This is a genomic window from Pseudomonas sp. UBA6310, from assembly GCF_002438225.1.
GTDB classification, from domain to species: Bacteria; Pseudomonadota; Gammaproteobacteria; order Pseudomonadales; family Pseudomonadaceae; genus Pseudomonas_O; species Pseudomonas_O kuykendallii.
In genome coordinates, this window is record NZ_DJTK01000032.1 from 1 (window position 1) to 13,211 (window position 13,211).

Genomic DNA, 13,211 nt, shown 5'->3' on the forward strand with positions numbered 1-13,211 from the left:
GGCGCGGACTCGACGAACTGCACGGCTTCCTGGGTGGTGATGTGTTCGAAAACCACCTTCAGCGTGGGGAAGCGTTCGACCACGCGACGCAGGTGCTCGTCGATGAAGACCTTCTCCCGATCGAACACGTCGATCTCGCCCCGCGTCACCTCGCCGTGCACCAGCAGCGGCATGCCGCATTCGGCCAGGGCCTCGAGCGCCGGGAAGATCTTGTCGATGCTGGTCACGCCGGAGTCCGAATTGGTCGTCGCGCCGGCCGGGTAGAGCTTGGCGGCGTACACGAATCCCGATGCCTTGGCCGCGTGGATGTCCTCGGGCTGGGTACGGTCCGTGAGGTAGAGCACCATCAGCGGCTCGAAGCGACTGCCTTGCGGCCGCGCGGCGAGGATGCGTGCGCGATAACCGGCGGCTTCTTCGGCATTGCGTACCGGCGGCACCAGGTTGGGCATGACGATCACGCGAGCGAAGCTGCGGGCCGCATCGCCGACGGTAAACGGCAGCGCCGCGCCGTCGCGCAGGTGAATGTGCCAGTCGTCGGGGCGCAGCAGGGTAAGGCGGTCGGACATGAAGGTTTCCAAACGGTGAAAGCTGTCGGGAATGCTACCGGAAAAGCGCTGTGGCGGCACGCCGCAGTTCCGTGCGCCGCCGCCTGGGACGCCGATTCGCGACGTTAGCGAGGCCATGCTGGCCATTCGCCGAAGCGCGTCGCGGGCTTCAAGTTTTCCGCCAAGGCACCGATACCCATCGGGAATGTGGTTTTTCATCGTGGAGCCTCCCGTGCGCCAGCGTTATTTCGTCCTGCTCTGTGCGTTCGCCTGCGCGCCCGCCGCCGCCGTTTCTTTCCAGACGCGTCTGGAAAAGGCCGAGTGGCAGGTGCAGGGCGATCAGTTCGAATGCCGCCTGTCGCAACCGATCACCGACTTCGGCAGCGGCGAGTTCGTGCGCAAGGCCGGCGAGCAGGCGGTGTTCCGTCTGAATGCCCGCGAGCACTGGCTGGACAGGGGTTCCGCGACGCTGCTGGCCGCGGCGGCGCCCTGGCAGCCGGGACGCGGCGACATCAATCTCGGTGCGGTGACGGTGGGCAATGGCGACGTGCCGTTCAGCAGCACCCAGCAGCAGGCCGGCCGCCTGCTCACCGGACTGCTGGAAGGGCGTAGCCCGCTGGTTCGCCATCGCACGCTTCAGGGCGGCGACAGCCTGGAAATCCGCCTGCTGCCAACCAACTTCAGCAAGGCCTACAACGACTACCTCGGCTGCACCGCCAAGCTTCTGCCGGTCAACTACGACCAGGTGAAGCAGGCGACGCTGGGCTTTCCCGGCGGCGGTGCCGAACTGGATGACACCACCCGCGCCAAGCTCGACATCATTCTGCAACTGGTCAAGGCCGACCCCAGCATCAACCGCTTCAGCCTGGACGGTTATTCCGACAACAGCGGCAACCGCCTGAGCAACCGCGACCTCTCGCGGCGCCGCGCCCTGGCGGTGGAGGAGTACCTCAAGGCCAACGGCATCGGCGAAGAGCAGATCACCGTGCGCTTCTACGGCGAACAGTATCCGCTGGTGCCCAATACCAGCGCGGCCAACCGCGAGAAGAACCGCCGCGTGACCTTGCACCTGTCGCGCGAAACGGCGCCGAGCAAGCCGCCCGAGCCGGCGGCGCCTGCGCCGACGCCACCTGCCACTGCCGGCACGTCCTGAGTCCTGCGGCGGGGCGATCCTCTGTCGCCGAGCTGTCTTTGCCTGTCGCGCCCCTGTAAATCGGACTGCGCGGTCGGTAGAATCCACGGTTTTCGTACAACCCCGTGGAGCGATGGCATGGCGGACGTGAAGAAGGTAGTCCTGGCTTATTCCGGTGGCCTGGACACCTCGGTGATTCTGAAGTGGCTGCAAGACACCTATAACTGCGAAGTGGTGACCTTCACCGCCGACCTTGGTCAGGGCGAAGAGGTCGAGCCGGCCCGCGCCAAGGCCAAGGCCATGGGCGTCAAGGAAATCTACATCGACGACCTGCGCGAAGAGTTCGTCCGCGATTTCGTCTATCCGATGTTCCGCGCCAACACCGTCTACGAAGGCGAGTACCTGCTGGGTACCTCCATCGCCCGTCCGCTGATCGCCAAGCGCCTGATCGAGATCGCCAACGAGACTGGCGCCGATGCCATTTCCCACGGCGCCACCGGCAAGGGCAACGACCAGGTGCGTTTCGAGCTGGGCGCCTACGCGCTGAAGCCGGGCGTGAAAGTGATCGCTCCGTGGCGCGAGTGGGACCTGCTGTCCCGCGAGAAGCTGATGGACTACGCCGAGAAGCACGCCATCCCGATCGAGCGCCACGGCAAGAAGAAGTCGCCGTACTCCATGGATGCCAACCTGCTGCACATCTCCTATGAAGGCGGCGTGCTGGAAGACACCTGGACCGAGCACGAAGAAGACATGTGGCGTTGGACCAAGTCGCCGGAAGCGGCGCCGGATACCCCGACCTACATCGAGCTGACCTACAAGGCCGGTGACATCGTGGCCATCGACGGCAGGGAAATGAGCCCGGCCAGCGTACTGGCCGAGCTGAACCGCATCGGCGGCGAGAACGGCATCGGTCGCCTCGACATCGTCGAGAACCGCTACGTGGGCATGAAGTCCCGCGGCTGCTACGAAACTCCCGGCGGCACCATCATGCTCAAGGCCCACCGCGCCATCGAGTCGATCACCCTGGACCGCGAAGTCGCTCACCTCAAGGATGAGCTGATGCCCAAGTACGCCAGCCTGATCTACACCGGCTACTGGTGGAGCCCGGAGCGTCTGATGCTGCAACAGATGATCGACGCCTCCCAGGCCAGCGTGAACGGCGTGGTTCGCCTGAAGCTGTACAAGGGCAACGTCATCGTCACCGGCCGCAAGTCCGACGACTCGCTGTTCGATGCCAACATCGCGACCTTCGAGGAAGACGGCGGCGCCTACAACCAGGCGGACGCGGCGGGCTTCATCAAGCTCAACGCGTTGCGCATGCGCATCGCCGCCGGCAAGGGCCGCACGCTGTTCTAAGCGTCCGACGGTCCGGCGGCCCTGCTAGGTCCGCCAGCCGCGCCAAGCGCATAAGAAAACCCCGGCCTCGCGCCGGGGTTTTTGCGTTCAGGCGTTGCCAATCGGATCAGGTCGACTTTTCGATCAGCTCGATCTTGTAGCCGTCCGGGTCGGCGACGAAGGCGATCACCGTGGTGCCGTGCTTCATCGGGCCGGCCTCGCGGGTGACGCTGCCGCCGTTGTGGCGGATGTCGTCGCAGGCCTTCGCGGCGTCGTCGACTTCGATGGCGATGTGGCCGTAGCCGGTGCCGATCTCGTAGCTGTCCACCCCCCAGTTATGGGTCAGTTCGATGGCGCTGTGTTCCGCCTCGTTGCCGTAGCCGACGAAGGCGAGGGTGAACTTGCCTTCCGGATAGTCATTGCGGCGCAGCAGCGTCATTCCCAGAACCCGGGTGTAGAAGTCGATGGAGCGATCCATGTCGCCCACTCGAAGCATGGTGTGTAGAAGTCGCATGGTGTGTGTCCTCATCAGGCTGGCCAACGATTATACGGCCCTTCCGCGGCGCCTGCCCGGCGCGTGACCACACCGGGCCGTCACTGCGGTTTGGTTCGTTCCAGGGCGTCCAGCGCTTGGGACAGCGCGCGCTGGTCGAAGGGTTTGGAGAGGCGCGGCAGTCCGCTGCAGGCGTCCTCGACGATGCCCGTGACGATCAGCGCCGGTAGCGATCCGTGCAGTGCCCGGGCGCGATCGATCAGTTCGGTTCCACTCATGCCCGGCATCGCCTGGTCGGTGACGAGGATGTCGATGCCGCCAGCGGCGAGCCTTTCCAGCGCCTCTTCGCCGGAGTTGGCGGTGTCGACGCCATAGCCGAGGTCGTCGAGCATGGCGGCGGTGCTGGTGAGCACCAATGGGTCGTCGTCCACCACCAGCACCGTCTTCGCCTGGACGGCCAGCCGCGATGCCGCCTCGCTTTGCCGAGGGGCTTCGGAAGGCGCCTGCGCCGCGAGCGGTAGCCACAGCTCGGCGGTTGTTCCGCCCGGAACCCGGCTACTCAGAAGCAGCCTTCCGCCCATCTGCTCGACGAGGCCATGCACCATCGACAGGCCCAGGCCGGTGCCTTTCCCGGCGCCCTTGGTGGTGAAGAAGGGCTCGGTGGCGCGGGCCAGGGTTTCGGCGTCCATACCTACGCCGGTGTCGGTCAGCGACAGGCAGACGTAATCGCCGGGCTGCAGCCGGGATTGATCGCCGGCGTGGCGCCGCTGGCGCGCCTCGATGGTGAGTACGCCACCGCCGGGCATGGCGTCGCGGGCGTTCACCGCCAGGTTGAGAATCGCCAGTTCCAGCTGGTTCACGTCCGCCTTCACCGGGGGAAGGTCGAGTGGAAAGCGGGTTTCGATGTGGATCGCCGACCCCAGCGAGCTGTGCAGCAGGTCGGACATGCCGTGCATCATGCCGGCGAGGTCGATCAGCTCCAGGCTCAGCTCCTGGCGCCGCGCGAACGCTAGCATGCGCCGGGTGAGGGAGGCGCCGCGCTGGGCTCCCTGGATGGCGTTGTTCAGCAGCGGCGTGATGCGCGCGTCATCGGGCAGGCGCTTGCGGGCGATTTCCAGGCTGCCGAGGATCACCATCAGCAGGTTGTTGAAATCGTGCGCCACGCCGCCGGTGAGCTGTCCGAGGGCCTCCATCTTCTGCGACTCGAAGAGCGCCTGCTCGGTCAGCTTCAGGGCGCGCTGCGCCTCCATCGATTCGGTGATGTCGCGGGTGATCTTGGCGAAGCCGATGAGCGTTCCGGCGTCATCGTGGATCGGGTCGATGACCACGCTGGCCCAGAACCGCGTGCCGTCCTTGCGCACCCGCCAGCCCTGGCTCTCGAAGTGGCCCTGGTTCATCGCGGTGCGCAAGCCCCTGTCGGGAAGACCGCTGGCGCGGTCCTGTTCCTCGTAGAACAGTGAGAAATGCTGGCCGATGACTTCCTCGGGGCGATAACCCTTGATGCGCTGCGCACCGGCGTTCCAGTTGGTGATGCGGCCCGTGGTGTCGAGCATGTAAATGGCGTAGTCGGTCACACCCTGTACGAGCAGGCGGAACTGCTGTTCGGAGCGCCGCAGCGACTCCTCCGCGGCGCGGCGTTCGGTGAGGTCGCGGGTGACCTTGGCGAAGCCGAGCAACTGGCCATCGCCCGAGCGGATAGGGTCGATCACCACATGACACCAGAACCGCGTGCCGTCCTTGCGCACGCGCAGGCCTTCGCTTTCGAAGCGGCCTTCGGTTTCGGCGATCTTCAGCGCCCGGCGCGGCAGTCCGGTGGCGCGGTCTTCCTCGGTGTAGAAGCGGGAAAAATGCTCGCCGAGGATTTCCGCTTCCTCATAGCCCTTGAAGCGCCGTGCTCCGGCATTCCAACTGCTCACGTGGCCGTTCACATCGAGCATGTAGATCGCGTAGTCGGTGATCGACTCGATGAGCAATCGGTAGCGATCGGGTTCGGGGAGCATCTCGACACTGGCGGGAGGAAGCATGGTCATCACTATTCGACTGGACGGGTGGCGCGCCCGCTGCACAGGGCGGGTGCTGGCCGAGCCGCGGAAAATCGGCCGGGCATGATGCCCGTTTTCTCCATTCTATGTTGACCCGTCTGGTAGGAGATTGCTGTTGCGCTGAGGCGGCGCTTCGTTCCGACGAGCCGCTGCGGTCCGGGCGCCATCGCCGGGGAAACAGGAGCGGCATCCCGGCCAGCTCAAGTGACTGTTATCATTGGCGAAAGAACGGGCCCGCAGACCTCTCGGACGTTCGCTCCCGTTCCTTCTCAGGTCGATCCTCTTCGTGAATCTCTCCGGCAAAGGCGTCGCGTTTTCCCTGTCCGCCTCCGTGCTGTTCGCCCTGATGCCCGGCTATGTCCAGCAGTTGTCGCCGCTGGATGGCATTCAGGTGTTCGCCCAGCGGGTGCTCTGGTCGTTGCCCGCGGTGTTCGCCCTGGTGCTGCTGACGGGGCAGTGGGCGACATTCCGCCAGGTCCTGACCCGCCTGCGCAACGAGCCGCTGCTGGTGCTCGCCTGCCCGCTGGCGGCGGCACTGCTGGGCGTGCAGTGGGGGCTGTTCGTCTGGGCGCCGCTGGCCGGGCAGATGATGGAGGTGTCGCTCGGCTACTTCCTCCTGCCGCTGGCAATGGTGCTGGTGGGCAGGCTGTTCTACGGCGAGCGCCTGAGCCCGTTGCAGCGCCTTGGCGTCTGTTGCGCGGGCCTCGGGGTGCTGCATGAGCTGTGGGTCACCGGGGCGTTTTCCTGGGTGACCCTGGTGACGGCGCTGGGCTACCCGCCGTACTTCATGCTGCGTCGCTGGATGCGGCTGGATGCCTTGTCCGGATTTCTGCTGGAAATGCTGGTGCTGGCTCCGCTGGCGATCTGGCTGATCGTCGCCCACGGCCCGCAGGACCTCTTCACCCAGGCGCCGGCGCTGATCTGGCTGCTGCCGGGGTTCGCGCTGCTCGGCACCCTGGCCTTCGCCGCGATGATGGCAGCCAGCCGGCTGCTGCCGCTCGGGCTGTTCGGCATCCTGAGCTACAGCGAGCCGGTGCTGCTGTTCGCGGTATCGCTGGCGCTGCTCGGCGAACCCTTCGACCAGGCGAAGCTGTGGACCTACCTGCCGATCTGGCTGGCCGTGCTGCTGAGCGCCGCCGACAGCGCGCGGGTGTTGCGCAGGCAGGCCCGGCTCAACCGCGCGTAGGCGGGCCGCTCGCCGAAGAAAAGCGGCCTTTTGCCGCGACAACCGTTAGGCTATGCGCCTGATTTTCCGTTTTTTTCGAGGTTACGCCCCGTGTTCTCCCAATTCGCCCTGCATGAACGCCTGCTCAAAGCCGTCGCCGAGCTGAAATTCGTCGAGCCGACGCCGGTCCAGGTGGCGGCCATTCCGCCGGCCCTGGAAGGACGCGACCTGCGGGTGACGGCGCAGACCGGCAGCGGCAAGACCGCGGCGTTCGTGCTGCCGATGCTCAACCGTCTGATCGGCGACGCGCAGCCACGCGTGCGCATCCGTGCGCTGATCCTGCTGCCGACCCGCGAGCTGGCGCAGCAGACGCTGAAGGAAGTGGAGCGTTTCTCGCAGTTCACCTTCATCAAGTCCGGGCTGGTCACCGGCGGGGAAGACTTCAAGTACCAGGCGGCGATGCTGCGCAAGGTGCCGGACGTGCTGATCGGTACGCCGGGGCGGCTGATCGAGCAACTCAACGCCGGCAACCTCGATCTGAAGGAGGTCGAACTGCTGGTCCTCGACGAAGCCGACCGCATGCTCGACATGGGCTTCTCCGACGACGTCCAGCGCCTGGCCAACGAATGCGCGAACCGCGCGCAGACCCTGCTGTTCTCTGCCACCAGCGGCGGCAACGGCCTGCGCGAGATGGTCGCCGCAGTGTTGCGCGATCCGCAGCACCTGCGCCTGAACAGCGTCAGCGAACTCAACGAGGGCACTCGCCAGCAGATCATCACGGCCGACGATCCGGCTCACAAGGAGCGCCTGGTGCACTGGCTGCTGGCCAACGAGACGTACCAGAAGGCGATCATCTTCACCAACACCCGCGCCCAGGCCGACCGTCTCTACGGGCGCCTGGTGGCCAGTGACCACAAGGTCTTCGTGCTGCACGGCGAGAAGGACCAGAAGGACCGCAAGCTGGCCATCGACCGCCTGAAGCAGGGCGGCGTGAAGATCCTCGTCGCCACCGATGTCGCCGCGCGTGGGCTCGACGTGGAGGGCCTGGACCTGGTGATCAACTTCGACATGCCGCGTTCCGGCGACGAGTACGTGCACCGCATCGGCCGCACCGGTCGCGCCGGCAACGACGGCCTGGCGATTTCGCTGATCTGCCACAACGACTGGAACCTGATGTCCAGCGTCGAGCGCTACCTCAAGCAGCGCTTCGAACGTCGTGTGATCAAGGAACTGAAGGGCGTCTACCAGGGACCGAAGAAGGTCAAGGCGTCCGGCAAGGCGGTCGGCGTGAAGAAGAAAAAGACCGACGACAAGAAGGGCGCGGCCAAGGCTCCGGCGAAACGCAAGCCAGCGGCCAAGCGCCCGGCGGCATCAACGCTGGTCAGCCAGGACGGCCTGGCGCCGCTGAAAAAGCGCAAGCCGACAGAAGAGTAAGCGGGGCGGGAGTTGCGCGATCGCAGCGCCGCAACGGCGCTGCGTGATCGGGAGGGGCCTTGTGCACGCAAGGCGGTGTCGCGGCGTTATTCGGTCTTGCGGTCCGCTTCGTCGAACTCTTTCAGGCGACGGTCATAGGTCGCGCACTCGTCGGGCATGCCGTCGGTGGTGTTCTTGAGTTTCATCGCTTTCAGCTCGTCGTTGATCTCCTTGGCTTTCTGCGGATTGCTCTCGGTAATTGCGCTGACCTTCTGTGCCAGTTGTTCGGCCTTCGCAGTCGCCTGCTCGGGTGTGCACTCGGCGAAGATCGGCGTCGCGGCGAACAGGGCCGCGCTGGCGGTCAGGCAAATCAGGCTTTTCATGGGCAACTCCTTTTCGGTCTGGTCCCGAAAAATGGATCGCCGCCGCTCGGGTAAAGTTCAGCGCACCCGATCCCTGCTTTGCACCGCCAGGTCCAGCGCCTTCTGCATGTCCAGCCGGGCGGAGCGACCGACGTCCTTGTTGCGCAGCTCGTAGTTGCGCTCCGAGGGCAGGATCGGCGCGGTCAGGTCGTCCGCGTCCATGGGCTCGAAATCGTAGTTTCCGCCGATGGTCATGGCGCTGCGCCGCAGCAGCATGCGCAGTTGCGCGGGCGTCAGGCTCGGGTTCAGCGAGAGCATCGCGGCGACCACGCCGCTGACCATCGGCGTGGCGTAGGAGGTGCCGCAATGCACCTCGCCGACTTCGTCCGCACGCAGGGTCGAGGCGTGGGTGCAGGCCGCGGCGGTGATGTCCACGCGCATGTCGACGTTCGACGAGGCGCGCTTGACCACGTAGGCCGGATCGTCGACCGCCACGTCGTCGCGTTCGCTGCGCTGGTGGCCGCCGATCACCAGCAACTGGTCGGTGACGAACGAGGAGGGCAGCCGGTATTCGTCGGTGCTGGAGAACGACGAGCCGTTGCCGGCCGAGTTCACCACTACCACGTCGGGATGCTCCTTGCGCAGCCAGAGGAAGAACTCCTCGAGCAGTTCCTCGTAGCCGCCCATGGCGAGACCGGAGCGGATCAGCGAGTCCACCTCGTCGCCGTCGACGTTCTTCGCGCCTACCCGGTGGATGCCCCAGCTCCAGTTGATCACCCGCGCGCCGTCCTCGACCAGGTTCACCGAGGCGGCGACGTTGGCGGTGATGCCGGCGTCCGAGTTGCGCTCGACGATCACCTCGAAGCCTCGGCTGGCGCCGTCAAGGCCGCTGAGAAAGCCGGTGTTGCCGCCCTGGTTCCAGCTGGCCGCGAGAATCCCGGCGACGGTGCTGCCGTGGCCGTCGGGCTTGTCGGCGTCGCGGGCGTACAGGCAGGTGCGCCGCTGCGGGTCGCAGGGGGCGAGGTATGAGGAAAAGTCGGCGGCGTCGAAATCCACGTCGCGTTCGATGATGCCGATGCGGATCGGTGTCGCCTGGATCGGCGCCTGTTTCGCCGGAACGCGGCGCTGGTAGTAATTCACCGCGTCGAGGAAACGGTTGGCGGCCCATTCGTCCTTGTCCGGCTTCTGCTCGATGGCTGCGCCAGCCTCGCTGGACTCTGCGGCGGATTCCTCCACCACCACCGCGTCGACGCTGACCTCGCTGCCCAGGCGCAGGACGAGGGCGTCGCGCTGCACCAGGTCGGCGGCCGGCAGGCGCAACTGGTAGGTATTCAGGGGCGCGATGGCACCCACCACCTTGGCGCCGTACTTCTGCGCCAGGCGTTCGGCTTCCTTACGCCCGTCGAAGCGCTCCTCGATGATCAGGCTGACGAGGTCGACGTAGGTGGTCAGGCCGTCCATGTTCTTCGCCACTTCCTCCGGCCTGGCCGCCAGTACGTGGCTGCCGGCCATGCTCAGCCATACCGGATTGCTGCGCCGGTCGCCCTGTTCGATCCACAGCGGCGCGCTGGGGCGGGCGTCCAGGTCCAGGCGCAGGCGATCTCCGTCGCGGCGCAGTGCGGAGGCGGGCAGTGCCTTGCCGCCGAGCAACACCTTCACCTCGCCAGCCGCCAGGCCGCGGGTGCCGGCGCAGAACACCTGGCGCTCGCTCAGCAGGTCCTCGCAACGTTGCAGCCGCTCGATGCGCAGCGGTTCGTCGGCCTGGGCGAGGGCGGACAGCATGAGCAGCGGAAGCAGGGGGCGCAGCATCGAAAACTCCATGATCGAAGGCGCGCCGGGAACGGAGGGCAGGGCTGCAGGCGGCGCGAACCCTAGCCTCTGACCGGTGCGCTGCGACCATTGTTCCGGGGTGCGCCGCGAACCATCGGCCGTGGGTGCGAGTCGGAATTAGGTAATGAACCCGATGGCACATCCGCCAAGAGAGGTGGCTATGAGTTACAACTGGGACCTGATCGAACGGCTGCTGCTGGAGGTGCAGGACTCCTCCGGGAAGAACTTCGCGCCCCGCGTCTACGCCGAAGAACTGGCCGGCGAGAAGGCCAATCAGGGCGAAACGGTGGGCAATGTCGACTCGCTGAAGAAGGAAGCGGGCGACCTCGAAGGCGTACTGCTGCAGGGCGGTTTCATCGAACCGCGTCCGGAAGAGCTGGGCGGCAACGGGGTGAATTTCATCCTCACCGAGCGCGGCATGCGACTGCTGGATCTGCTCGACAGCGATGGCCCGGACCCGCAGGGCGCACGCAGCCAACTCGACGCCAAGGGCGAAGCGGCGCTGGTGCCGGAAGTCTTCGACAGCCTCGCGGCCTGATAACCACAGCCTCGCAGGGTGCCGTCACGCACCCTGCGTCTCCACCGCCGTGCCTCAGTCGCGCTGCAGGTAATGCACGCTGAACAGCTCGCGCGGGTCGGTCCACATTGCCACCGCCTTGAATCCGGCACTGCCCGCCAGGTCGCGGAAGCTGGCCGGGGTGTACTTGTAGGAATTCTCGGTGTGCAGGCTCTCGCCACGCTCGAAGTGGAAGCGCCGGCCTTCGATGGTGACGTCCTGCGCCTGCGGGCTGATCAGGTGCATCTCGATGCGTGATTCCGCTTCGTTGAAGAACGCGTGGTGGATGAAGCGATCCGGATCGATGTCGCTGTCCAGCTCCTGGCGGATGCGCTGCAGCAGGTTCAGGTTGAAGGCGGCGGTCACGCCCGCTTCGTCGTTGTAGGCCGCCTCCAGCAGGTCCTTGTCCTTCACCAGGTCGACGCCCACCAGCAGGCCGCCTTGCGCGGGGAGCAGCTCATGCAGGTTGCGCAGGAAGGCGAGGGCTTGCTCGGGGCTGAAATTGCCGATGCTCGAGCCGGGAAAGAACGCCAGCGGATGCGCGCCGTCGAAGCCTTCGGGCAGGGTCATCGGCAGCGAGAAGTCGGCGCAGGAGGCGTGCACTTCCAGCCAGGGGTAATCCGCCGCCAGCCGGCGCGTGCTGGAGAGCAGGAAATCCTCGGAAATGTCGATGCCCAGGTAGCTGGCCGGGTGCATCGCCTCGAGCAGCAGGCGCACCTTGCGGCTGGCGCCGCTGCCCAGCTCGACCAGGTTGGCGTCCTGGCCGGCGATTTCGGCGATGTCGTTGGCCGCGCGGCTGAGAATCAGCTCCTCGGTGCGGGTCGGGTAGTACTCCGGCTGCTTGCAGATCTGCTCGAAGAGCTCGGAGCCGCGGCGGTCGTAGAAGAACTTCGGCGATATCTGCTTGGTTTTCGCTGCAAAGCCGGCCAGGGCTTCGTCGCGCAGCGAAGCACCGGCCTCGCACTGTCGTTGATCGTGGAAGCGAACGGCGAGAGCCATGCTCAAATCTCCTTGGCCAGGCGGAAGCCGGCGAATTGCCAGCGCATGTGGGGGTAGAAGAAATTGCGGTAGGTGGCACGCACGTGGCCGGGCGGGGTCGCGCAGCAGCCGCCGCGCAGCACCATCTGGCCGGACATGAACTTGCCGTTGTATTCGCCCAGGCTGCCCTCCAGCGGGCGGAAGCCGGGATACGGGCGGAAGGCACTGGCGGTCCATTCCCAGACGTCGCCGAACAACTGCCGCGGACCCTCGCCGCAAAGGTCGGCCACCGGTTGCAGGTGATCGCTGTCGAGGAAGTTGCCGCGCACCGGCTGCTCGGCGGCGGCGATCTCCCACTCCGCTTCGCTGGGCAGGCGCGCGCCGGCCCAACGCGCGTAGGCGTCGGCCTCGAAGAAGCTGACGTGGCAGACCGGTGCGTGAAGGTCCAGCGGGCGCAGCCCGCCGAGAGTCATCTCGTGCCAGGTGTCCTCGTGGCGCAGCCAGTACAGCGGCGCGTTCCAGCCGGCCTGCTTGACCTGCGCCCAGCCGTCGGAGAGCCACAAGTCCGAGCGCGAGTAACCGCCGTCGAGCATGAAGGCCAGGTAGTCGGCGTTGCTCACCGGGCGGCTGGCGAGGCTGAAGTCCTCGAGGAACTGGCGATGGCGCGGCAGCTCGCAGTCGAAGGCGAAGGATTCGCCGCCGGGATGGCCGATCTGCCGCAGGCCGCCGGGATAGTCGTGCCAGCGCTGCACCGAGCCTGCCGTGGCGCCGGGCGCCGGGCGCAGATCGCTGCGGTAGACCGGGTGCAGCGGGTTCTGCGCGAGGATGTGCTTGATGTCCATCAGCAGCAGCTCCTGGTGCTGCTGCTCGTGCTGCAGGCCCAGCTCGACGCGCCGGGCGATCTCCGCGGCGAACTCCGCCGGCGGGTTGCTCAGCAGCTCGCCCATGCACTGATCGACATGCTGGCGGAAGCGATAGACGTCGGCGACGCCCGGCCGCGAGATCAGCCCGCGGCTGGCGCGCGGGAACGGCGTGCCATGGGTTTCGTAATAGGAGTTGAACAGGTGGTCGTAGGCGGCGTCCGGCGAGCGGTAGCCCTTCAGGTAGGGCTTGAGCAGGAATGCCTCGAAGAACCAGCTGATATGCGCCAGGTGCCATTTGGGCGGGCTGACGTCGGGCATGCTCTGGATGACATGGTCTTCGACCTGCAAGGGCGCGCAGATCGATTCGCTGAGGGTGCGGACCTGCCGGAAGCAGGCGAGCAGGTCATCGAAACGGATGGGTAGGGCGGCAATCGGTCGAGCCAGGTTGCTCATGCTGGTCCCTCCAGGGAGCGTTCGGCCGACGCTCGAATCGCGTG

11 protein-coding genes and 1 pseudogene are annotated in these 13,211 nt (G+C 66.3%); 5 read left to right on the top strand and 7 right to left on the bottom strand.

Going from position 1 to position 13,211, the window contains the following annotated elements; genetic code table 11:
* Positions 1–566: pseudogene (locus tag B3E91_RS07040) on the bottom strand (amidohydrolase family protein); the annotation flags it as partial.
* Between the two features lie 211 nt (positions 567–777).
* On the opposite strand from B3E91_RS07040, the gene B3E91_RS07045 reads away from it, so the two are divergent.
* Positions 778–1,698: a flagellar protein MotY gene (locus tag B3E91_RS07045; protein ID WP_287028853.1), complete on the top strand. Its 921-nt coding sequence runs from the start codon at positions 778–780 to the stop codon at positions 1,696–1,698.
* 117 nt (positions 1,699–1,815) lie between these two features.
* Positions 1,816–3,033 (top strand): argininosuccinate synthase, encoded by a 1,218-nt coding sequence (locus tag B3E91_RS07050; RefSeq protein ID WP_287028854.1) that lies wholly within the window; start codon positions 1,816–1,818, stop codon positions 3,031–3,033.
* A gap of 106 nt (positions 3,034–3,139) precedes the next feature.
* Here the strand turns inward: B3E91_RS07050 and gloA are convergent, their stop codons facing one another.
* Positions 3,140–3,526, bottom strand: coding sequence for a lactoylglutathione lyase (gloA, locus tag B3E91_RS07055; protein ID WP_273229343.1), 387 nt, complete (start codon positions 3,524–3,526; stop codon positions 3,140–3,142).
* Positions 3,527–3,606: 80 nt separating this feature from the next.
* Positions 3,607–5,529, bottom strand: coding sequence for a hybrid sensor histidine kinase/response regulator (locus B3E91_RS07060; protein ID WP_287028898.1), 1,923 nt, complete (start codon positions 5,527–5,529; stop codon positions 3,607–3,609).
* A 304-nt stretch (positions 5,530–5,833) separates the two neighbouring features.
* On the opposite strand from B3E91_RS07060, the gene rarD reads away from it, so the two are divergent.
* Both rarD and B3E91_RS07070 read left to right on the top strand, forming a co-directional pair.
* Entirely contained in the window at positions 5,834–6,733 is a 900-nt protein-coding gene (gene rarD / locus B3E91_RS07065) for an EamA family transporter RarD (RefSeq protein ID WP_287028855.1), read from the top strand.
* A gap of 90 nt (positions 6,734–6,823) precedes the next feature.
* On the top strand, positions 6,824–8,146 hold the full coding sequence (locus tag B3E91_RS07070) for a DEAD/DEAH box helicase (RefSeq protein ID WP_287028856.1): 1,323 nt from the start codon (positions 6,824–6,826) through the stop codon (positions 8,144–8,146).
* Positions 8,147–8,232: 86 nt separating this feature from the next.
* Here the strand turns inward: B3E91_RS07070 and B3E91_RS07075 are convergent, their stop codons facing one another.
* Positions 8,233–8,508, bottom strand: a complete 276-nt coding sequence (locus B3E91_RS07075) for a hypothetical protein (RefSeq protein ID WP_273229340.1) — start codon at positions 8,506–8,508, stop codon at positions 8,233–8,235.
* Positions 8,509–8,565: 57 nt separating this feature from the next.
* The gene (locus tag B3E91_RS07080) at positions 8,566–10,308 is read right to left on the bottom strand and encodes a S8/S53 family peptidase (protein ID WP_287028857.1); all 1,743 of its coding nucleotides are present in this window, start codon (positions 10,306–10,308) and stop codon (positions 8,566–8,568) included.
* A 169-nt stretch (positions 10,309–10,477) separates the two neighbouring features.
* Between B3E91_RS07080 and B3E91_RS07085 the strand changes: the two genes are divergently transcribed.
* On the top strand, positions 10,478–10,855 hold the full coding sequence (locus tag B3E91_RS07085; RefSeq protein ID WP_090229707.1) for a transcriptional regulator: 378 nt from the start codon (positions 10,478–10,480) through the stop codon (positions 10,853–10,855).
* Between the two features lie 54 nt (positions 10,856–10,909).
* Here the strand turns inward: B3E91_RS07085 and egtD are convergent, their stop codons facing one another.
* Positions 10,910–11,872, bottom strand: coding sequence for an L-histidine N(alpha)-methyltransferase (gene egtD, locus B3E91_RS07090; RefSeq protein ID WP_287028858.1), 963 nt, complete (start codon positions 11,870–11,872; stop codon positions 10,910–10,912).
* Between the two features lie 2 nt (positions 11,873–11,874).
* Positions 11,875–13,167 carry an ergothioneine biosynthesis protein EgtB gene (egtB, locus tag B3E91_RS07095; protein WP_287028859.1) on the bottom strand — a complete coding sequence of 431 codons (1,293 nt, stop codon included), beginning with the start codon at positions 13,165–13,167 and terminating at the stop codon, positions 11,875–11,877.
* Positions 13,168–13,211 lie beyond the last annotated feature (44 nt).